Source organism: Methylobacterium phyllosphaerae (assembly GCF_001936175.1).
Lineage (GTDB): Bacteria > Pseudomonadota > Alphaproteobacteria > Rhizobiales > Beijerinckiaceae > Methylobacterium > Methylobacterium fujisawaense.
In genome coordinates, this window is sequence record NZ_CP015367.1 from 3,310,262 (window position 1) to 3,332,074 (window position 21,813).

Here is a 21,813-nt window from a genome sequence, read left to right on the forward strand (position 1 = left end):
TCGATGCCCGGTCGCAGCCCCGCATCGTCATCGCGAGCGCGGCGCAGCGAAGCGATGACGGCCTGACGTAAAAAACCCCGGCCCTTTCGGAGCCGGGGTTTTCGTTTGCCTGGACGCGGCCCCGCAGGGCCGCGCCGTCCCATCTCAGTAATTGTAGGCGCGCTCGCCGTGATCGGCGATGTCGAGGCCCTCGCGCTCCTCTTCCTGCGTGACACGCAGGCCGATCGTCACGTCGACGAGCTTGTAGAGGATCGCCGAGCCGAGGCCCGACCACAGGAGCGTCAGGCCGACCGCCTCCGCCTGGATGATGACCTGGCTCACCATGTCGTAGGCACCGACCGCCAGCTCGCCCGGCTTCGAGGTGTAGTCGGGGATGCCGACGCCGCCGAGGTTCGGATCGACCAGGATGCCGGTCGCGAGCGCGCCCAGGATGCCGCCGACGCAGTGGACGCCGAAGACGTCCAGGGAGTCGTCGTAGCCCAGCGCGTTCTTCACGGTGGAGCACATCACGAAGCAGACCACGCCGGCGACGAGGCCGAGCACGATCGAGCCCATGGGGCCGGCGAAGCCGGAGGCCGGGGTGACGGCCACGAGGCCGGCGACCGCGCCCGACAGCATGCCGAGCAGCGACGGCTTGCCCTTGAGCGCCCACTCGGCGAACAGCCACGCCACCGCGGCGCCGCAGGTCGCCACGAAGGTGTTGAGCATCGCCAGCGCGGCGGTGCCGTTGGACTCGAGGTTCGAGCCGGCATTGAAGCCGAACCAGCCGACCCACAGCAGGGAGGCGCCGATCATGGTCATGGTCAGCGAGTGCGGGGCGAGGAGGTCGCGGCCGTAACCGATGCGCTTGCCCATGATCAGGCAGCCGACGAAGCCCGCGATGCCCGCGTTGATGTGGACAACGGTGCCGCCGGCGAAGTCCAGGGCGCCCTTCTGGAAGAGGAAGCCGGCATCCTTGTTGACCGCGTCGAGGGCCGCCTGGGCGGTCGCCTTCGAGGCGTCGTCGGTGGCGGCGGCCAGCGCCTTGGCGGCGTTACCGACGGCGTCCGGGCCGGCCCAGTACCAGACCATGTGGGCCATGGGGAAATAGATGATCGTGACCCAGAGGATCGTGAACACCACCAGCGCGGAGAACTTCATCCGCTCGGCGAAGGCGCCGACGATCAGCGCGGGCGTGATCATGGCGAACGTCATCTGGAAGCACAGATAGGCGTATTCCGGGATCACGACGCCGTTCGAGAAGGTCGCCACCGTCGAGTTCGCGTCGATGCCCTTCAGGAAGGCCTTCGAGAGACCGCCAACGAAGTCGTTGAGGCCGCCGCCGTTGGTGAAGGCGAGGCTGTAGCCGTAGAACACCCAGAGCAGGCCGACGATCGACACGATCGCGAACACCTGGGTCAGCACCGACAGCATATTCTTGGTGCGCACGAGGCCGCCGTAGAACAGCGCGAGGCCGGGGATGCTCATCATCAGCACCAGGGCCGAGGAGATCATCATCCAGGCCGTGTCGCCCTTGTTGGGGATCGGCGACGGCGGCGGCGAAGCGGCTTCCGGGGTCGGCGTCTGTGCGAGGGAGGGCTCGATCAGGAGGGCGGCGATGGCCGCCCCTCCCAAGCCGAGCATGAGGGCATGACGAAGTTTCATGGGCACGTGGCTCCCGGTCTTAAATCCGTGTTGTGTCAGAAGGTCTCGACATCGGCGGGCCCGGACGCGCCGGGCCGCGGATCAGAGGGCGTCGGCGTCGGTCTCGCCGGTCCGGATGCGCACCGCCTTCTCCAGCGGCATCACGAAGATCTTGCCGTCGCCGATCTGGCCGGTGCGGGCAGCCCCGGCGATGGCGTCGATCACGCTGGACGTCAGGTCGGAGGCGACGGCGACCTCGATCTTCAGCTTGGGCAGGAAGCTCACCGCGTATTCCGCGCCGCGGTAGATCTCGGTGTGGCCCTTCTGGCGGCCATAGCCCTTCACTTCCGTCACCGTCAGGCCGTGGACGCCGATTCCGGTGAGCGCGTCGCGCACCTCCTCGAGCTTGAACGGCTTGATGATGGCCATCACGATTTTCATGGGCGACGCCCCCTTCGAAGTCCTTGGGAACCGTTGCCGTCACCCGACTGCGGGATGGCCCGGCCCGGACCATCCGCAAGCTCGGGATGACCCGCGGTCGCAAGCCGCTATTCAAGGACTATGCCAGTCGCGCTTGGCTGGGAACATTTTCGCGGATCGTCATTCTGCCCATCGATTAGCCCGGATCGATCACATCCCGGGCAGACCCGGCGCAGGAGCCGCACAACGATAAGGCAAACTGCACGATTCCGTGCACACAGCGATGTTGCGGATCGGCAACGCACGCGCCGGATCGCGTTTTAATCCCGGATCGGGCGGATCAAACCCTCCTGGGCGACCGAGGCCACGAGGTTGCCGGCCCGGTCGAAGATCTGACCCCGCGCGAAGCCGCGGGCGCCGCCCGCGACCGGGCTGTCCTGCGCGTAGAGGAGCCAGTCGTCGATCCGGACGGGCCGGTGGAACCAGAGCGCGTGGTCGAGGCTCGCGGCCTGGATCGCCGGATCGAACACCGAGCGGGCGTGCGGGATCAGCGAGACGTCGAGCAGGGTCATGTCGGAGGCGTAGGCCAGCACGGCCCGGTGGAGCGCCGGATCGTCCGGCAGCGCCGAGGCCGCGCGCAGCCAGACATTGAAGATCGGGTCGGGGGCCCGGCCGCCCGCGCCCGCGGGCAGGTAGCGGTTCAGGTCGACCGGCCGCAGGGCGATCGGCCGCTCGCGACCGAAATAGGCCGCGATCGCCTCCGGCATCCCGGTGCCGCCGGCGGCCGCCAGGGCCTTGCCGTCGAGGAGACCCTCCGGTCCGGCCACCGCGGGCATCGCCGGCTGGTGCGTCAGGCCCTCTTCCACGACCTGATAGGAGACGGTCGTGGCGAAGATCGCCCGCCCGTGCTGGATCGCCTTGACCCGACGGGTCGTGAAGCTCCGTCCGTCCCGGATGCGCTCGACCTCGTAGACGATCGGCGTCCGGGGGTCCCCGGGCAGGAGGAAGTAGGCGTGGAGGGAATGGGCCGGGCGGTCGTCCGGCACCGTCCGGGTCGCGGCGACCAGCGCCTGCGCCACCACCTGCCCGCCGAAGACCCGCCGCCAGCCCGTCTTGGGGTTCTGGCCGCGGAACAGGTCGACCTCCAGGCGCTCCAGATCGAGGATGGCGATCAGCTCGGCGACGGCATCCGTCATCGCGTCGGTGTTGGCGTCGGTCATGACCCGCGGGGTTTCCGTTCGTTGTCCGCGTGCGACATAGGCTTTTCGAATGCACCAATCCACGCGTCCCACATGCGCGACCCAAGGAGATCCGCCACGATGACGGCCGAGACGCCCCGACCCGGCAGCCGCCGCCTCCTGATCGCCGGCGGCGGCCTGCCCAGCCTCGCCCTGGCCCTGGCGCTCAAGCAGGCCCATGGACCGGCGCTCGCCGTGACGGTGATCGATCCGGGCCGCGCCGATCCCGGGCGGCATCGCGGCCGCGCCTACGCCCTCGCGGCGGGCGGCCGGCGGATGCTCGACCGCCTCGGCCTGTGGCCCCGCGTCGCGGAGGCGGCCGAGCCGATCACCGAGATGGTCATCAGCGACAGCCGCCTCGCCGACCCGGTGCGGCCCGTCTTCCTGACCTTCGGCCGCGAGGCGGAGGACGACCGCGACCCGGGCGAACCCTTCGCCCACATGATCGAGGCGGAACCGCTGGCCGAAGCCCTGGCGGAGGCCTGCCGGGGGGCGGGGGTGTCGATCGTCGCCGCGGGGGTCGTGCGCGCGGTGCCGGAGGGTGCGGCGATCGGTGCGGTGCTGACGACCGGCGAGACCCTGCGGGGCGATCTGCTGGTGGCCGCCGACGGGGCGCGCTCGCGGCTGCGCGAGGCGGCGCGGATCGGCTGGGTCGGCTGGTCCTACCCGCAGGTCGGCATCGTGGCGACGATCGGCCATGCCCGGCCGCACGGGGGACGCGCCGTCGAGCATTTCCTGCCCGCCGGCCCGTTCGCGATCCTGCCACTGCGGGACGGCGGCCCCCTGGGGCACCGCTCCTCCATCGTCTGGACCGAGCGTTCGGACGACGCCGAGGCCCTGCTGTCCGGCGGGCCCGACGAGGTGCTGGCCGAGATCGAGCGGCGGTTCACCCTGGATCTCGGGACCCTCGCGCTGGAGCACGGCCCGAGCCGGCATCCCCTGGCCTTCGGCATCGCCCGTGCCTTCCGGGCCGAGCGTCTCGCCCTGCTGGGCGATGCCGCCCACGTGATCCATCCGATCGCCGGCCAGGGCCTCAATCTCGGGCTCGCGGATGCCGCGGCTTTGGCCGAGGCCGTGACCGAGGCGCTGCGTCTCGGGCTCGATCCCGGCGGACCCGACGTGCTGCGCGCCTACGAACGCGCCCGGCGCTTCGACAGCTTCGCCATGGCGGCGGCCACCGACGGGTTGAACCGTCTGTTCTCGAACGACGCCCTGCCGCTGCGCCTCGCCCGCGACCTCGGCCTCGGGATCGTGGACCGGCTGCCGGGGCTCAAGCGCTTCTTCATCGGCGAGGCCGCGGCCGCGCGCGGATCGCGGCCGCGTCTGATGCGGGGCGAAGCGCTCTGAGCGGGCGTCAGGCCCGCTCCGGAGCGGGACCGGACCCGGAGACGAGCGGGCGGTCGGCCTCCGGGGCCCACCTCCCCCCGAGAGCCCGCGCGGCACAGATCGCCAGGGCGGCGACGACCAGTCCGGCGATCACGTCGACGAAGTAGTGCCCCCCGTCGATCGGCGTGGCGGCGATGAGAAGGGCGTTGACGAGGAGGGCCGGGAACCGCGCCGCGCGCACGCTCCAGAAGGCCCAGATGTAGAGGCCGCCCAAAGCCGCGTGGAAGCTCGGAAACGTGATGATGCCCTCGACACGATCGAGGGAGATCGTCCGGAGCGTGCCGTCGCGCAGGCCGGTCAGATCCGCGACATGGACGTCGGCCGCGGCCGGCTCCAGCTGGGGGAAGTCTGCCGGAGACAGTCCCAGGAACTCGAAGTTCGCCATAGCTGGCGTCAGCGCCGAGATGAGGACCGTCACGGTCCCGGCGATGGCGAAGGCGAGGACGAAGTCCTGCAGGGCCCGCAACCGGCCGCTGAAGCCCAGCAGGATGACCGCCAGCATGGTCTGCAGGATCAGGCTGCGATAGGCGAGCGAGAGCACCAGCCCGAGCCGCGGATGGCCGTCCACGAAGGCCAGGTAGGCGCGCCAGTCCAGACCGAGCCGCTGGTCCCAGGCGTAAAAGGTCGCGTCCCAGAGCGGCCCGCCGGTGCTCGCCACGGCGTAGGACAGGGCGGCCGCGCAGGCGCTGAAGGCGATGACCTGCGCCAGGCCGTCGAGCGTGGCCGCGATGCGCGGTTCGGGACGGCGCGTGCGATAGACCAGCGCCAGGGCTTCGAGGCCCAGGCAGGCGCCGAGGGTGACGAGCGCGCTGTCCCAGGCGAAGCGCAGCCCGGCGATCGCCATCCAGACGCCGGTCGCGACCAGCATGGCGGCGATCAGAGGCCAGCTGCCGACGCGGCCGCGGGGGCGCTCAGCGAACATCGGGGCCGATCGCGTGTGGCGCTGTCATCGAAGGTCTTGAGGCCGGACTGGCCGGGGATGGTCCCGCACAAGTCTTAAGGATCCGCATCGGAAAAGCCCGGCTTCGCCGCGTCGATCCGGTCGCGTCGATCCGGGCCCGCAGGCGCCATCGGCCGGCCAGCCCGTCGACCACGCCCTCGGCGCCCCTGCGGACGGCCCGGATCGGCCCTCGCAGCGACAGGGCCGCCAGCAGGTGCAGCGGCAGACCGACGGCGGCCAGCAGCACCAGAAGACCCCACCTGTCCCAGTCCGGACGATACGGCGCCAGGAGCAGGAAGGCGCCGCTGACGATGTAGAGATCGAAGCTCGTCCGCCCCAGGAAGGCCGCCACCGCGCGCGGCGGACCGCGCAGCCGGTCCGCGACCGCCAGCATGAACCCGCAGCCCGCCACGGCCGTGACGGCGAAGAGCGCCGGGTTGCCGTACTGCCCCGTCGCGACATGGACGAAGTTCCGCGGCGCGCAGAGGAGGAGCACGGCCAGACCGCAGACGCCGAGCAGCGCGGACGCGTCGAGCGCGCGCCGGCCGAGACGCCGGCCCGCGACGTAGAACGGCAGGGCGCCGAGGAGCGCGTGGATCTGCCAGAACGGGAAGGCCTGCGCGCTGCAGATCCAGGACACGGCCAGGGCGGCGCCCAGAACGACCCAATAGGCATGGGGAAAGGCCAGGGCGAGCGCGGCGGCGTAGACCACCCGCACCAGCCCCAGGGCGACCAGGAACCAGAGCACGCTCAGGCTGAGGTCACGGCCGCGCAGCATGTCGAGGAGTGCGCTCCCCGGCGAAACGGTGCCGTCGAGAAGCGGCGGGATCAGCGCGAGGGTGCTGAACGCCAGCGCCGTGAGGACGAGCTTCAGGGCGGAGAGGCTCGCCGCGGCGATATCCTCATCCCCCCTGACCCGGTCGACCATCCCGCAGAGCAGGAAGAAGAACGGCATGTGGAAGGCGTAGATGACCCGCCAGACCGCGAGGGCGGGCCCCGGGTTGGGCCCCGACGGGCCGTAGAAGACGGGCTGCAGGAGGTGGCCGAAGAGGACCAGCAGCACGGCGAGGCCGCGCGCGGCGTCGAGCTGCGTGTCGCGGTGTCGGGCCATGAGATCGGTTCGCGGCATCGGGAACCGGATGATGCCGCGCCATGCTTTAGCAAGCCGTATCACCCGCTTGCGGAATCCACCCTCGACGGCGCCCGCGCAGCGCCGCGCGTCGGGACGCACCGGCGGGCCGCGCCTTGATCTCAGCCGGTGACGAGGGCGCGGGCCCGGCGCAGCCAGCGCAGGGACGCCTCGATCAGGGTCGGGCTGCGATGCTTGAGGATCGCCGATTTCAGCAGCGTCCGGGGCACCTCCCAGAGCTGGACGGATCCCACGGGGAAATGCGCCACGTCGCCCGGCGTCAGGTGATGGCGCCGGCCATCCGCGTCGGTGATGAAGACCTCGCCGTCGAGGATGGTGACGATCTCGTCGGCGTGGTGGGTCCAGCGGAACGTGCTGGCCGTGGTGCGCCACAGGTAGACCTGCGCGCTCCCGTCATGGGTCTGCGCGACTTCCGCGACCTCGGTGACCGGATCGCCCGCGACGACCCAGTGCGCCGGGATCGGCGCCGGGGCAAAGGCGGCCCCGCCGGGCCGGATCGCCGTGCTGGCGACGGGACGCCCCTGCTCGTGCAGCCGGATCTCGGCGAAGGCGCCGGCGCCGACCAGAACCGGCAGGATGGCGGCGGCGACGAGAAACTTCTTCACGGTCAGCTCCGCACCTCGGCGCGCGGCCCGCTTTCAGGCGAAGACAAGACTATCCGCGCATTGCCCGCGCAGGGGTAGCGGCTCGGGCGACCCTGTTCCAGCACAACCCCAAGATCTTCTTGGGTCGTCCTTAATGCGCCCGCGCCGGAGCGGACGCGGCCCGGGCCGCCCGTGCGATCCGGCTCAGGCCGCGTCGGCCCGGCGCTCCGTGATCCAGCGCGTCGCGTCGGCCCGCGGGGCGACGACATCGGTGTCGATGCGCAGTTGCGGGCTGTAGGCCGGATCCTCCGCGATAACGTCGCCCCAGCGGCGCAGGAAGCGCGCGATCTGCGAGCCCGGCGCGAAGCTGGTCTGCCGCGAGGCGCTCTCGTGATGCGCCATCTCGGCGAACGGCGTGTAGACGATGCGGTAGCCGAGCTGCCGCATCTTCAGGCACAGGTCGACGTCGTTGAAGTCGAGGGCGAAGGCCTCGTCGAAGCCGTTCACGGCCTCCAGCACCGCCTTGCGGGTGGCGAAGAGCGCGCCGGTCACCGCCGAGCAGTCGCGCTGCGTCAGGGCCCAGTCGCCGTAGGTCGGCTCGGCCGCGTCCCGGTTGTACCAGGGGTGGGCGAACACGTCGAAGATGCCGCCGGTCATGCCGGCATGCTGGATCTTGCCCGTGGGAAACAGCAGCCGGCCGCCGACCCCGCCGACGCCGCGGTCCAGCGCGAAGGCCAGGAGCGCCTCGATCCAGCCGGGCCGGCGCACGACGAGATCGTCGTTCATCAGGATGACGAGATCCGTCTCGGCCGCGCGCCAGAGCGTGTTCATCTTGGCCGCGTAGTTGAACCGCTCCCCCGGAGCCCGGGTGGTCAGCAGGCGGGTCACGGCGAACCGGTCGGAGCGCCCGCGATAGATCGCGTCGTCGGCCACGTCGTCGCCGATCAGCACGCGGATCCTGTCGGCCGGGTAGGTGCTGCGGCCGAGGCTGTCGAGCAGGTTGATCACATGCGGCTTGGCGCCCTCCACGACGCGGCCCTGATCGTCCTTCGGGCGGCTCTGGTTGGTCGGCACCACCAGGGTCACGCTGGGCCGCGCGTCGAGGGTCCGGCGGATCTCCAGCGTGTCAGCGGTCAGCCCGGGGGCGGCGCGCAGGGGCATGCCGGACGCGTCGAACCACCGGTCGAGGGCGTGGGCGCGGGCCGTACGCGTCGCCTTCGGGCGCTGCAGCGGCGAGGCGATCAGCGTTTGGGGGATCCGGTCGATGCCGATCCCGGCGGAGATCGCGCCGAGCAGGACGCGGAACCACGCGGCACTGCCGTGGCGCTTCCCGAAATCCGGGCTCAGACCGGCCAGGGCCGAGACCCGGATGAGGAGCGGGAAGCCGATATAATCGTCGGCCATGAGGAGGGCCGGGTTGAAGGTCGGCTTGCAATAGACGCTGCGGACCTGACCCGCGCCGTCCACCACGGCGTCATCGCCGTAGAAGATGCCGATATCGGGCCGCTCGGCCATCGCGCGCGTGAGATGCGCCACGAGGTCGGGGCACAGCTCGGAGGCTGCGGGAGCCACGAACACGGCCCGGCAGGCGGGCATCTGACCGGCCGCGATCTGGCCGAGCCGGCGCTCGTCGAGGGGACGGACCTGCGCGTCGAGGGGCAGCGGCAGGATCGCGTCCGGCCACGGGAGCGTGCCCCACGAGGCCGACGGGGCCGGAACCGGCTTCTTCTTCAACACGGGTCGCGTCTCCGGGGAATCAGGACCGTTCGGCGGCGAGCAGGCGGGTCAGGCTCGCCTCCATAGCGGTCGCCACCGCGCCGATGGACAGCCGCTCGCGGATGCGCGCCCTTGCGGCGGCGCCGATCCGGGCCGCGTCGCCGCCGGTCACCGCCCGGGCCGCGTCGTTGAGGGCCCGGGTGAGGTCCGCCTCGTCCACCTGGCCCCATTCGGCGCCGCGCAGATACGGGCCGTAGGTCTGGTCGAGGGCCGTGACCTCCGCCTTCACGGGGAAGCCGCAGGTGGCGTCGAGGAAGTCGCGGCAGCCGCCGTAATCGGTGGCGACCACGACCTTGCCCATCTCCATCGCCTCGGCGATCGTGAGGCCGAAGCCCTCCGAGGAGTGCGACGAGGCGTAGACCGCGCAGAGGTCGAACAGTGCGCCGAGCTCGTTCTGGGAGAGCGGCTGGTCGATCACCACCACGTCGCCCGCCGTTCCGACGAGGTCGAGGAGCTTCTTGCCCTCCTCGGGCAGGTCGAAGACGTGTTTGGTCTTCAGCACCAGTTGCCAACCCGCCTGCCCGAGCCCGGCCGCCCGGAAGGCCCGGATCAGGGCGTGCGGGTTCTTGCGGGCGAGATAGCTCGAGCCGTCGAAGGCGTAGAGGATCACCCGCTTGGACGGGTCGATGGCGAAGGCCTTGCGCAGGTTCGCCTTGGCGGCGGCGCTCGCCGGCTCGCCGGCCTCGTTCTCGACCACGTAGGGCACGACGTCGACCGGGATGTCGGTGATCTGCCGGAAGATCGCCGCGCAGAACTCCGTGGGGGCCCAGATCGCGTCGAGGCCGTCGACGGTGGGCAGCCAGCCGCCGGGCACGTGGGAGGTCTCCCAGACGAACAGCCCGATCTTCAGCCGCGCCGCCGCGGCGATCGCCCGCTGCCGGTCGCTCATCAGCGAGTGCCAGCTGTCGCCGTTGAAGTGCACCAGCGCGACGTCCGCGGGCCCCGAGAAGGTCCGGGCCTGCCACGCGGGCGCCACCCGGGCATGGACGTGGAACGGCCGCTCCATCGGGTGGACGTTCAGCGCGAAGGGCGCGCGGTGCAGGGCGCGGGCGTAGCTGCGGGCCGCGACGCCGAGCCCGTTGGCGTAGTTCATCGGCGAGACGAAGGCGACGCGCAGCGGCCGCTCCGGCGCCTGGGGCTTGCGCAGGTCCGCCCAGACCCTGCCGCCCGGATACGTGTAGGTCACGTCGAGCCGGTCGAGGTCGAAGCCGCGCTCGGCGATCGCCTCCCGCACCGCCGCCCCGCCGATCGCGGCGTGCTCGCCCAGCAGCGAGCGCTTCACGAACGGGAAGCCCTGGGCCAGCATGTTCTCCCAGTCGAACAGGGTGCGGTTGTTGCGCGGGTCGTTGACCAGCGACATGTGCTTGTTCTGGGCCGAGAACAGGCTGCGCATGCCGAGGCCGGCGGCGCGCATCCGTCCCGAGAAGGTCAGCTCGCACTCGGTGATCACCGCGTTCTTATCCGGCCAGTTCGCCACGGCCTGGAGGAACTGGCTGAACGCGTAGGAGGACAGGCAGCGCTTCTTCAGGGCCAGGAAGAAGCTCTGGAGGTGGTGGCTGTAGTAGAAATTGTCGGCGAGCCCGATCACCGCCTCCGGGAAGGCGTCGATCTTGGCGAGCAGGCCGGCGAAGTCGGCGCGGTCGAGGGGCCCGACGAGGCTGTCGTTGGCGAGGTAGAGCGTCTCGGAATCGAGGAGATCGGTGTCCTCCAGGAGGACATGCGCCCAGGCGGCGAAGTCGAAGCCGCGGTTCTCGCGGAGATAGACGGAGGCGCAGAGATCCAGGATCGCCTGGGGCACGGCGTTCTTGTGCTGGTCGGCGGCGATGATCAGGACGAGGTCGGTCCCGTTCTCCGCGAAGGCCCTCAGGTAGGGCTCGACATGGCCGCGGATCCGCCCCTCGGGGCAGTGGGTGATGAACAGGGCCGTGCGGCCGTGCCGGCGGGCCGTGCGCTTCAGGCAGGAGAGGCGCGCGTCGGAGGCTTCCGGCACAGCGGCGCCGGGGACGCGGCGGGTCAGGCGGCCGGCCTCCAGGCCGGTGGTGACGTAGTCGACCAGCGGGTTGAGGCCCAGCGCGGCGACCTTCGGGTAGCGGGCGCGGTACCAGGGCGCGTCGAAGCGCGGCGACGGGCTCGTCGTGCGCCCGCCATCGGCGAGGAAATGCGCCAGCGGGTTCTGCCCGGCCGCGTCGTCGGCCGCGCGGGTCGCCAAGTAGGTCTCGGCGTACCAGCGCGTGTCGAACCAGGGCCCGGGATCGAGCCCCTCGGCGGCGCCGTGCTCCAGGTAGTGGACCAGGGGGTTGAGGCTGTCGGCCCGGACCGCGGCGGATTGCGCCGCGTACCAGTCGGGATCGAACAGCGGATGGGGCGCGTAGCGGCGGTAGCCGCCGGCCATCACGTAGTGCTCCAGCGGCTCGAGCCCGCTGGTCTCCGCCTCGGGGCAGCGCGCCCGGTAGAACGCCGCGTCGAACAGGCCCGACCGGCGGATCAGGTCGACATGCCGGGACAGGCCGGCGAACTCCTCCGGGTTGCGCAGGTAGCCCTGCTTCCGGCCGGTCTCGAAGAAGTGGCTGAGGGCGTTGCCGCCGGCCGCGCGGGCATCCGGGTAGCGGGACAGGTACCAGGCGGTGTCGAACAGCGGCGACGGGTCGGTGTCGGACCGGGACAGGAAATCGGAGAACGCCCGGGCGCGGTGCTCGGCGCCACCGAGATAGCGCGCCGCGTACCAGTCCGGATCGAACAGGGGGTTGGGCCGGAGACCCGCCGCGGCGCCGCGGTCGATATAGTGGAGCAGCGGGTTGATGCCCTCGGCCCGGAGGCCAGGAACGGAATCGAGGTAGAGATCGCCGTGGAACAGCGGGTGCGGCCAGCGGCCCTCGCGGCCGCCATGGACCGCGTAGTGGAGCGCGGGATCGAGTCCCTCGCCGACGACGTCGGGATAGCGCCGCGCGTACCAGGCCGGATCGAACAGGCCGGATTCCTTGACCGCGCGGACGAGGTCCGCCTGACGGGGCTCGCTGCGGCGGCGGCGCTTCAGGCGCCGGGTCAGCGGGCGCGCGAGGGATTGCGCCGCACCGGCGAGGCCGGCCTTCTCCGACGATCCGACGACGAACACATCTCGAAGGCGCATGGTCAGGTCCGGATACGCGGGAAGCCCGCAAAGCTGCCCACGCCGCGATCCGCGAGAGACATCAGAGGGTTCGGCCGGCCCGGCGGTCGCGGGTGAGGACCGCCTCGGCTTGGGCGTCTTCCTAAAGGTCCCGGTCGCCGACGCCAAGACCTGCGCCCGGGGAGGCGGTTTCGCTTCGGGTTGTGGTGTCGGGTCCACGCTGCGATAGCGGCGCCGCGGACCGAAGCATCCGGGCAAAATCGTGCGACGATGGCGTGCGGCGATCCCGACCTTGCCAGCCCGGCACCAGAAGCCCCACACTTGTCGGAATGGCCAGAGGGGTCCCGCGGGGCTCCGGACAGGAGATGGATAGCGGCATGACGCAGGGGATCAGCCCGGCCACGACCCTCGACGACGGCATCGTGGCGACCGCGGAGAGCTGCCTCGCTGCCGTCGGCGCGGCCCGCGAGGCGATCCACGGGGTGATCTTCGGCCAGGAGAAGGTCGTCGATCTCGCCCTCGTGACCATCCTGGCCGGCGGCCACGGGCTGCTGGTGGGCCTGCCGGGATTGGCCAAGACCAAGCTCGTGGAGACGCTCGGCACCGTGCTGGGCCTCGACGCGCGGCGCGTGCAGTTCACCCCGGACCTGATGCCCTCCGATATCCTCGGCACCGAGATCCTGGAGGAGGATGCCGAGCGTCGCCGCGCCTTCCGGTTCGTGCAGGGGCCGGTCTTCACGCAGCTCCTGATGGCCGACGAGATCAACCGGGCGAGCCCGCGTACGCAGTCGGCCCTGCTCCAGGCCATGCAGGAGGGCCACGTCTCGGTGGCGGGCGCCCGCCACGACCTGCCGCGGCCGTTCCACGTGCTGGCGACGCAGAACCCGATCGAGCAGGAGGGCACCTACCCCCTGCCCGAGGCGCAGCTCGACCGCTTCCTTCTGGAGATCGACGTCGGCTATCCCGACCGCGCCGCCGAGCGGCGGATCCTGATCGAGACCACCGGCGTCGACGAGGCGCGGCCGCGCGCGGTGATGTCCACCGAGCAGCTGCTCACCGCCCAGCGCCTCGTGCGCCGGCTGCCGGTGGGGGAGGCCGTGGTCGAGGCGATCCTCGACCTCGTCCGCGCGGCCCGGCCGGATAGCGGCGACGCCCTGGTGAAGGACAAGCTCCTCTGGGGGCCGGGCCCCCGCGCCAGCCAGGCCCTGACGCTCGCCGCCCGCGCCCGGGCCCTGATCGAGGGCCGGGTCGCGCCCTCCGTGGCCGACGTGAAGGCGCTGGCCGAGCCGGTGCTCAAGCACCGCATGGCGCTGAGCTACACCGCCCGCGCCGACGGCGAGACCATCGAGGGCCTGATCGCCAAGCTTGCGGAGAAGCTCTGAGCCTTCGGCAGTATCGAGTGAGGCGGATGCCGGCGAACGTGAAGAACATGCGTGGTCCAAAGCCGTCGTCAGCGCGGAACCCCGCCGAAGGACTGCGCTGACGATGGTGGCGACGAACGCCCTCGACGCGGGCAGGCGCAGCCCCGGCCGGCGCGAGAGCGAGGGCGCGGCCGCCCTCTCCGACAAGTTGCCCCGCCTCGTCCTGGAGGCGCGGCGCGTGTCGAGCCTGCTCGCCCACGGCCTCCACGGCCGCCGCCGGGCCGGGCCGGGCGAGAGCTTCTGGCAGTTCCGCCCCTTCGTCACCGGCGAGGCCGCCGCCCGGGTCGACTGGCGCCGCTCGGCCCGGGACGACCGGCTCTACGTGCGCGAACGGGAATGGGAGGCCGCCCACAACATCTGGCTGTGGATCGACCGCTCGGCCTCGATGGGCTTCGTTTCCGATCTCGCGTCGGCGTCCAAGATCGAGCGGGCTCTGGTCCTCGGTCTGGCCCTGGCGGACGCCTTCGTCGAAGGCGGCGAGCGGGTGGGCCTCCTCGGGTTGACCCGTGCAAGCGCGTCGCGGGGGATCGTCGAGCGTCTGGCCCAGGCGCTGGTGGCCGACCCTGCGGGCCTCACCCAGGACCTGCCGCCCCGTGCCAATCCCGCCCGCTTCGACGAGGTGGTGCTCATCGGCGACTTTCTGACCGCGCCGGACCGGATCGCCGCGGCCGTGCAGAACCTCGCCGGCCGCGGCAGCCGCGGCCATCTCCTGATGGTGGTGGACCCGATCGAGGAGACCTTCCCCTTCACCGGGCAGGCGGTCCTGCACGATCTGGAGGGCGGCCTCAGCCTCGATATCGGCGACGCCGATGCCTGGGGCGCGCGTTACCGCGCCCGGATCGCCGAGCACCGGGCCGCCCTTGCGGCGATCACCCGCGGCCAGGGCTGGACGCTGACGATCCATCGGACGGACCGGCCGGCGAGCGAGGCGGCCCTGCGGCTCGCCACGCTGATCGCCGCCCGCGGCACGGAGTGAGGCCGCCATGCTGGGTCTGACCTTCGCCGCCCCGCTGGCGCTCGCCGCCCTGATCGGCCTGCCGGCCCTGTGGTTCCTGCTGCGGGTGACCCCGCCGCGCCCGCGGCGGATCAATTTCCCGCCGCTGAAGCTCGTCGCGGACCTGATGCCGCAGCGGCAGACCCCGGCGCGGACGCCGCCCTGGCTGCTGATCCTCCGGCTTCTGATCGCCGCCGCCCTGATCCTGGCGGTGGCCGGCCCGGTCTGGAATGCCGGGGGCATCGGGGCCGGAGGCGGCCGCAGCGCCCTCCTCGTGCTCCTCGACAACGGCTTCCCCGCCGCCCACGACTGGCGCGACCGGCTGCGCGTCGCCACCGACGCCGTGGAGGGCGCGGCCCGTGACGGCCGTCCGGTGGCGGTGATCGGGCTCGCCGACGCGCCATCGGCCTTCGAGGCGAAGACGCCGGCCGCCGCCCTGGAGCGTCTGCGCGCCCTGGCGCCGCGCCCGATCCTCCCCGCCCGCGACGCGCATCTCGCCACGATCGAGACGTTCCTGGACAAGAACCGGGGTGCCGCCCTCGTCTGGATCAGCGACGGCGTCGCCGGCGCGAACGATACGCGCTTCGCAAAGGGTCTCGCCGATCTCGCCGGCGACAAGGGCGCCGCCCTCACGGTGCTGCGCGCCGACAGGCCGCCGGCCCTGGCCCTCACCGCCACCGAGAACGCCGGCAAGCTCGTCACGCACGCCCTGCGGGCCGCGCCGAACGGGCGCGATACCGGTTTGATCCGGGCGCTCGACCAGAAGGGCCTGCCGCTCGCCGAGCGCGACTTCGCCTTCGCGGCCGACGCCACCGAGGCGGACGCGACCTTCGAGCTGCCGGTGGAGCTGCGCAACAGCATCAGCCGGCTTGAGATCGCGGGCGAGCGCTCGGCCGGCGCGGTGGTGCTGCAGGACGAGCGCGGCAAGCGGCGCCGGGTCGGCCTCGTCTTCGGCGGCACCCTCGACCAGGCACAGCCCCTGCTGGCGCCGACCTACTACCTGTCCCGGGCGCTCCAGCCCTTCGCGGACGTTCAGGAGCCGCGGGGCGCCAAGGGGATCGCCGAGTCGATCAACCAGCTCCTCGACAATCAGGTCTCGGTCCTCGTTCTGGCCGATGTCGGCGCGCTGGACGAGAAGACCACCGCCCGGATCGAGAGCTTCGTGAAGGAGGGCGGGATGCTGCTGCGCTTCGCCGGCCCGCGGCTCGCTGCCGGCAACGATCCGCTGGTGCCGGTGCGGTTGCGCCGGGGCGGCCGGACGCTCGGCGGCACCCTCTCGTGGGACAGCCCCAAGACCTTGGCGCCGTTCCCGCCCGAGAGCCCCTTCGCGGGCCTGACGCCGCCGGCCGATATCGGCGTGCGCCGCCAGATCCTGGCCGAGCCGGACGGCGACCTGCCGAATCGGACCTGGGCCTCCCTCCAGGACGGCACCCCGATCGTCACCGCGCAGAAGCGCGGCCAGGGCACGATCGTGCTGTTCCACGTCACCGCCGACACGACGTGGTCGAACCTTCCGCTCTCGGGCCTGTTCATCGACATGCTCCGACGCGTCGTGGCGTTGGCTGGCGCCTCGGCGCCGGTGCAGGGGGATCCTTCCCGGGCCACCGCGCCGGTGCTCGCCCCGCGGGTGACCCTCGACGGGTTCGGCGCATTGGGCTCGCCGCCGGCCTCGGCCACCGCGGTGTCGGCCGACTACGTCGACCGGGCGACCCTTGAGCATCCGCCGGGCTTCTACGGCCCGCCGGACGGAGGCATCAGCGTGAACGCCCTGAAACCGGATGATCGGTTGAAGCCCCTCGACGCCGCAGCCCTCGACGGCGCCCGGTTCGGATCCCTGGCGGGCGCCGAGACCCTGGACCTGCGACCGAGCCTGTTCACCCTGGCGCTGCTTCTGCTGGCCCTCGACACACTGGCGGGCCTGTGGCTCGGCGGCTTCCTGCGTCGCGGCGGCCTGGTGGCTCGCCTCCGCGGGCGGCCGGCCGCTCTGGCTCTCGGCGCCCTGCTCCTGCTCGCCGCCCTGCCGGTGCGCCCTGCCCAGGCCGAGGAGCCGCCGGCCAACCGGCCGAACGGCGTCGAATCGGCACTGGTCACGCGCCTCGCCTACGTGATCACGGGCGACGCCGCCGTCGACGAGGCGAGCCGGACCGGCCTCACCGGGCTGACCCAGATGCTCGCCGCGCGCTCCGCCCTGGAGCCGGGTGAGCCCGCCGGCATCGATCCGGCCAAGGACGAGTTGGCCTTCTACCCGCTGATCTACTGGCCGATCGCCCCGAACCGGCCGCAGCCCTCGGACGTGGCGATCCGCAAGATCGACGCGTTCATGCGCAACGGCGGGACCGTCCTATTCGACACCCGGGACGGGCTCACCGCCCGGCCTGGCGGTCCGCCCACCCCGGAGGCCGCGTATCTCCGCAAGATGCTGGCGACGCTCGAGGTCCCGGAGCTGGAGCCGGTGCCCCTCGACCACGTGCTGACCAAGGCGTTCTACCTGGTGGACAGCTTTCCGGGTCGCTACGCCACCGGCCAGACCTGGGTGGAGGCTCTGCCACCGGCCGCCGATGGCGTCGAACGCCGTCCCGCCCGGGCCGGCGACGGCGTGAGCCCGATCATCATCACGAGCAACGACCTCGCCGCCGCCTGGGCGGTGGGGCGTCGGGGCGAGCCGCTCTATCCCGTCGTGGGCGGTGACCAGCGCCAGCGCGAGATGGCGTTCCGGGGCGGCGTGAACATCGTGATGTACACGCTCACCGGCAACTACAAGGCGGATCAGGTCCATGTGCCCGCGCTGCTGGAGCGGCTGGGGCAGTGACGACCGTCGCGACGTTCCCAAGGCCGCCCGTGCTCCCATCCATCGTCCTCGTCCTGAGGTGCGGCCGCGCAGCGGGCGCCTCGAAGGAGCCCTCCAGAGGTCTCGGCGATCCCTGGAGCCCTCCTTCGGGGCCGCTGACGCGGCGCCTCAGGATGAGGGGATTTGATCGGTCGACCGCCTCGTCCCGCATACGCATCCCGGAGGCCGGACCATCATGCTGAGCCTCAGCTTCACCCCCCTCCTGCCCTGGCCGGCGATCGCCGTCCTGGGCGTCATCGTCGTCGTCCTGGCGGTGTTCGCCGTCCTGGCCCGGGGCCGGACCGCTCTGCTGCGCGTGCTCGTCCTCGCTCTCGTTCTGGCAGCGCTCACCAACCCGGCGCTGGTGCGCGAGGACCGGGAGCCCGTGAAGGACGTCGCCGCCATCGTGGTCGACCGGTCCGGATCCCAGGCCCTGGGCGACCGGCCGCAGATGACCGACGCGGTCCGTGCCGAGCTGCAGCGCCGGTTCGGTGCGCTCACCGACATCGAGCCCCGCTTCATCGACGTACCGGATTCCAAGGACGGCGATGACGGCACCAAGCTGTTCACGGCCCTGAGCCAGGCCCTCGCCGACGTGCCGCCGGAACGCCTGGCCGGGATCGTGATGCTCACCGACGGCGTGGTGCACGACATCCCCGCCTCCCTGGCGCAGCTCGGCATCAAGGCGCCGCTCCACGTCCTCGTCACCGGTCATCCGGACGAGCGCGACCGGCAGATCAAGCTCCTGGAGGCGCCCCGCTTCGGCATCGTCGGCAAGGATCTGACGATCCGCGCCGAGGTCATGGAGCGCGGCGGGACCGGCCACGCCGTCGTCACCGTGCGCCGCGACGGCGAGGAGATCGGCCGGCGGGACGTCGCCACCGACAAGCCGTTTTCCCTCAACCTGCGCATCGAGCATGGCGGCCCGAACGTCGTCGAGATCGAGGTCGAGCCGCTGCCGGGCGAGCTGACCACGGTGAACAACCGCGCGGTCCTGCCCATCGAGGGGATCCGCGAGAAGCTCAGGGTGCTCCTCGTCTCCGGCGAGCCGCACCAGGGCGAGCGCACATGGCGCAACCTTCTGAAGTCGGACGCCAATGTCGACCTCGTCCACTTCACCATCCTGCGCCCTCCGGAGAAGCAGGACGGCACGCCGATCTCGGAACTCTCCCTGATCGCCTTCCCGACGCGCGAGCTGTTCGTCCAGAAGATCAAGGACTTCGACCTGATCATCTTCGACCGCTACGCCAATCAGAGCGTGCTGCCGCAGGCCTATTTCGACAACATCGTCCGCTACGTCCGCGAGGGCGGCGCACTCCTCATCGCGGCCGGGCCCGAATTCGCCGGACCGGCGAGCCTGGCGCGCACCCGGCTGGCCGGGATCCTGCCGGGCGACCCGGACGGGCGCGTGGTCGAGAAGCCCTACAAGGCGACGCCGACGCAGGTCGGCCAGCGCCACCCGGTGACCCGCGCCCTCCCGGGCTCGGATGCGAACCCGCCCGCCTGGGGCGACTGGCTGCGCATCGTGGAGGCGCGCACCCGCCCCGGCATCCAGCCGATCCTGTCGGGGGCCGAGGGGCTGCCGCTGCTCGCCCTCTCGCGCGAGGACAAGGGCCGGGTCGCCCTGCTCCTGTCCGACCACGCCTGGCTGTGGGCCCGGGGCTACCAGGAGGGCGGGCCGTATCTGGATCTGCTGCGCCGCCTCGGCCACTGGCTCATGAAGGAGCCGGCCCTGGAGGAGGAGGCGCTGCGCGCGCAGACCACCGGACGCGGCCGCGAGGTCCGGGTGGAGCGCCAGACCATGGCGGACCAGGCCGAGCCGGTCACCGTCACCGGTCCCACGGGCAAGGTGACGACCCTCACCTTGAAGCCCGGTGAACCGGGTCTGTTCACGGCGACCTTCGATGCGGAAACACTGGGGCTGCACACGCTGCGCTCGGGAAACCTCGTGGCCTTCGTGAGCGTCGGCCCGGCCAATCCGCGCGAACTCGCCGACGTGTTCAGCGACACCGAGCGCCTGAAGGCCGTGGCCGACGGATCGAGCGGCTCGGTGCGCCGGGTCGCCGAGGCCGGCGGCGGCATCCAGGTGCCACGCCTCGCCCTGGTGCGCGGCGGCCGCCTCGCGGGCAGCGACTGGATCGGCTTCCGGCCGAGCGACAGCGCCAATATCCGCGGCGTCGAGGTCTATCCCCTGGCACTCGGCCTCGCGGCGCTGGCCGCCCTGGCGGCCGCCCTGCTCGCCATGTGGCTGGTCGAGGGCAGACGGGGCCGGGCGGCGTGACAGGCCTTCGGATGGGGAATGGCCGTCGCTCGCGCCGGGCGGCGTACGGCCCCGCATGGTCGACGGATGGCGGCCCGCGTCCTATGACCCCCTGATATTTCGAGTTGTCCGCGCCCGCGCGGGCCCGATGCAACGGAGACAGCCTGCCCGTGACAGCGCAGACCGTGACTGGACGCCTCCTCGCCGCGACGCTCCTCCTCGCCTGCCTCCAGCTCGGTCCGGCCCACGCGCAGGAACCGGTCGCGATGCCGTCGACGCCGGCCACCCTGCCGGCCGCCAACGGCCAGTGGACCCACGCGATCACGCTGATGGGCCAGCCGAAATACGGCCCCGACTTCAAGCATTTCGACTATGCCGACCCGGCCGCGCCCAAGGGCGGGATGGTCCGGTTCGGGGCCCAGGGCGGCTTCGACAATTTCAACATCGTCGTCGCCGGCCTGAAGGGCGACCTCGAGAACGGCATCCAGCAGATCTACGATTCGCTGATGACCGAGTCCTCGGACGAGCCGTTCACCTCCTACGGCCTGCTCGCCGAGGCTGTGCGGATCGCCCCCGATCTCGGCTCGGTCTCGTACCGGCTGCGCGAAAACGCCCGCTGGCATGACGGCAAGCCGATCACCCCCGAGGACGTGGTCTGGTCTTTCGACGTGCTGAAGGCCAACAGCCCGTTCTACGCCGCCTATTACCAGACCGTGGCCAAGGCCGCGGTGACCGGGCCGCGCGAGGTGACCTTCACCTTCACGGAGACCGGCAACCGCGAGCTGCCGCAGGTGATCGGGCAGCTGCGCGTCCTGCCCAAGCACTGGTGGACCGCCCAGGACGCCAACGGCAAGCCGCGCAGCGTCACCGAGACCACCCTGGAGCCGCCGCTCGGCTCGGGCCCCTACCGGCTCGCGAAGTTCGAGCCGGGCCGCACCACGACCTACACCCGCGTCCCCGACTACTGGGGCAAGGACCTGCCGGTGAATGCCGGGCGCTACAACTTCGACACCGAGCGCTACGAGTATTTCCGCGACGGCACCGTGCTGGTCGAGGCGCTGAAAGGCGATCTCTACGACTTCCGCGTGGAGAACATCGCCCGGAACTGGGCGACCGCCTATGAGGATTTCCCGGCCGTGAAGGAGGGGCGGCTCATCAAGGAGGCCTTCCCCGAGCGCGGCATGGGCATCATGCAGGCCTTCGCGTTCAACACCCGCCGGGACAAGTTCAAGGACCCGCGCGTCCGCCGGGCCTTCAACCTCGCGATGAACTACGAGGAGATGAACAAGGCCCTGTTCTACGGCCTGTACAAGCGCATCAACTCCTACTTCTTCGGCTCGGAACTCGCCTCATCGGGCCTGCCGGAGGGCGAGGAGAAGGCGATCCTCGAGAGCGTCCGGGACAAGGTCCCGCCTGCCGTCTTCACCACGCCCTACGCCAACCCAATCAACGACGGCCCGGAGGCGGTGCGCAAGAACCTGCGCGAGGCCGTCGGCCTGCTGCGCGAGGCCGGCTTCGAGCTGCGCGGCGGCAAGATGGTCAGCAAGGCGACCGGCGAGCCGCTGACCGTCGAGTTCCTGGAGTTCCAGAACACGTTCGAGCGCGTGATCCTGCCGTTCTCCGCGCAGCTGAAGCTGATCGGCATCGACGCCACCCTCCGGGTGATCGATCAGGCCCAATACCAGAACCGCATCCGCAACTTCGATTTCGATGTCACCACGACGTCGTGGGGCGAGTCGCTCTCGCCGGGCAACGAGCAGCGCGAGTACTGGGGCGCGGCGGCGGCCGACAAGCCCGGTTCGCGCAACCTGATCGGGATCAAGGATCCCGGCATCGACGCCCTGATCGAGAAGGTGATCTTCGCCAAGGACCGGCACACCGTGATCGCGGCGACGCGGGCCCTCGACCGCGTGCTCCTGGCGCACGATTACGTCGTCCCGCAATGGTCTTCCGACCAGCAGCGGACGCTGCGCTGGAACCGGTTCGGCCACCCGGCGATCCTGCCGCTCTATGCCAGCTCCGGCTTCCCGACGACGTGGTGGTACGACGAGAAGCTGGCCACCAAGACCGGGGCGCCCCGTTGACGGG

At 71.5% G+C, this 21,813-nt stretch carries 14 protein-coding genes; 6 read left to right on the plus strand and 8 right to left on the minus strand.

The features are described 5' to 3' along the window. Positions 1-144: 144 nt before the first annotated feature. The 3 genes from MCBMB27_RS15025 to tesB all read right to left on the minus strand — a co-directional run bounded on the left by MCBMB27_RS15025 (position 145) and on the right by tesB (position 3,263). Complete coding sequence (locus tag MCBMB27_RS15025; protein WP_043381174.1) at positions 145-1,644, minus strand: ammonium transporter; 1,500 nt, start codon at positions 1,642-1,644, stop codon at positions 145-147. Between the two features lie 81 nt (positions 1,645-1,725). Further along, positions 1,726-2,064 (minus strand): P-II family nitrogen regulator, encoded by a 339-nt coding sequence (locus MCBMB27_RS15030; RefSeq protein ID WP_010683623.1) that lies wholly within the window; start codon positions 2,062-2,064, stop codon positions 1,726-1,728. Positions 2,065-2,363: 299 nt separating this feature from the next. Beyond that, positions 2,364-3,263 carry an acyl-CoA thioesterase II gene (gene tesB / locus MCBMB27_RS15035; protein ID WP_078947062.1) on the minus strand — a complete coding sequence of 300 codons (900 nt, stop codon included), beginning with the start codon at positions 3,261-3,263 and terminating at the stop codon, positions 2,364-2,366. A gap of 99 nt (positions 3,264-3,362) precedes the next feature. Here tesB and MCBMB27_RS15040 point away from each other — a divergent pair, with 99 nt between their 5' ends. Then, positions 3,363-4,628 carry an FAD-dependent monooxygenase gene (locus tag MCBMB27_RS15040; protein ID WP_043758941.1) on the plus strand — a complete coding sequence of 422 codons (1,266 nt, stop codon included), beginning with the start codon at positions 3,363-3,365 and terminating at the stop codon, positions 4,626-4,628. 7 nt (positions 4,629-4,635) lie between these two features. Here MCBMB27_RS15040 and MCBMB27_RS15045 read toward each other — a convergent pair whose 3' ends face one another. The 5 genes from MCBMB27_RS15045 to MCBMB27_RS15065 all read right to left on the minus strand — a co-directional run bounded on the left by MCBMB27_RS15045 (position 4,636) and on the right by MCBMB27_RS15065 (position 12,244). Beyond that, positions 4,636-5,589 carry a phosphatase PAP2 family protein gene (locus tag MCBMB27_RS15045; protein WP_075380779.1) on the minus strand — a complete coding sequence of 318 codons (954 nt, stop codon included), beginning with the start codon at positions 5,587-5,589 and terminating at the stop codon, positions 4,636-4,638. Then, positions 5,579-6,718 carry an acyltransferase family protein gene (locus MCBMB27_RS15050; RefSeq protein ID WP_083683560.1) on the minus strand — a complete coding sequence of 380 codons (1,140 nt, stop codon included), beginning with the start codon at positions 6,716-6,718 and terminating at the stop codon, positions 5,579-5,581. The genes MCBMB27_RS15045 and MCBMB27_RS15050 overlap by 11 nt, the downstream gene beginning before the upstream one ends. Before the next feature lie 140 nt (positions 6,719-6,858). Further along, on the minus strand, positions 6,859-7,362 hold the full coding sequence (locus MCBMB27_RS15055; protein WP_043349987.1) for a cupin domain-containing protein: 504 nt from the start codon (positions 7,360-7,362) through the stop codon (positions 6,859-6,861). A gap of 183 nt (positions 7,363-7,545) precedes the next feature. Beyond that, positions 7,546-9,078 (minus strand): glycosyltransferase family 2 protein, encoded by a 1,533-nt coding sequence (locus MCBMB27_RS15060; protein ID WP_075380780.1) that lies wholly within the window; start codon positions 9,076-9,078, stop codon positions 7,546-7,548. A gap of 19 nt (positions 9,079-9,097) precedes the next feature. Further along, a complete protein-coding gene (locus tag MCBMB27_RS15065; protein WP_075380781.1) occupies positions 9,098-12,244 on the minus strand; it encodes a rhamnan synthesis F family protein in 3,147 nt (1,048 codons plus the stop codon). A 356-nt stretch (positions 12,245-12,600) separates the two neighbouring features. On the opposite strand from MCBMB27_RS15065, the gene MCBMB27_RS15070 reads away from it, so the two are divergent. The 5 genes from MCBMB27_RS15070 (at position 12,601) to MCBMB27_RS15090 (ending at position 21,809) form a co-directional block, all read left to right on the plus strand. Beyond that, positions 12,601-13,605 carry an AAA family ATPase gene (locus MCBMB27_RS15070; protein ID WP_043381190.1) on the plus strand — a complete coding sequence of 335 codons (1,005 nt, stop codon included), beginning with the start codon at positions 12,601-12,603 and terminating at the stop codon, positions 13,603-13,605. Between the two features lie 103 nt (positions 13,606-13,708). After that, the gene (locus tag MCBMB27_RS15075; protein WP_075380782.1) at positions 13,709-14,620 is read left to right on the plus strand and encodes a DUF58 domain-containing protein; all 912 of its coding nucleotides are present in this window, start codon (positions 13,709-13,711) and stop codon (positions 14,618-14,620) included. A 7-nt stretch (positions 14,621-14,627) separates the two neighbouring features. After that, complete coding sequence (locus tag MCBMB27_RS15080; protein WP_075380783.1) at positions 14,628-17,447, plus strand: DUF4159 domain-containing protein; 2,820 nt, start codon at positions 14,628-14,630, stop codon at positions 17,445-17,447. Positions 17,448-17,661: 214 nt separating this feature from the next. Beyond that, positions 17,662-19,746: a hypothetical protein gene (locus MCBMB27_RS15085; RefSeq protein WP_075380784.1), complete on the plus strand. Its 2,085-nt coding sequence runs from the start codon at positions 17,662-17,664 to the stop codon at positions 19,744-19,746. Positions 19,747-19,895: 149 nt separating this feature from the next. Next, positions 19,896-21,809, plus strand: a complete 1,914-nt coding sequence (locus MCBMB27_RS15090; RefSeq protein ID WP_083683563.1) for an extracellular solute-binding protein — start codon at positions 19,896-19,898, stop codon at positions 21,807-21,809. Positions 21,810-21,813 lie beyond the last annotated feature (4 nt).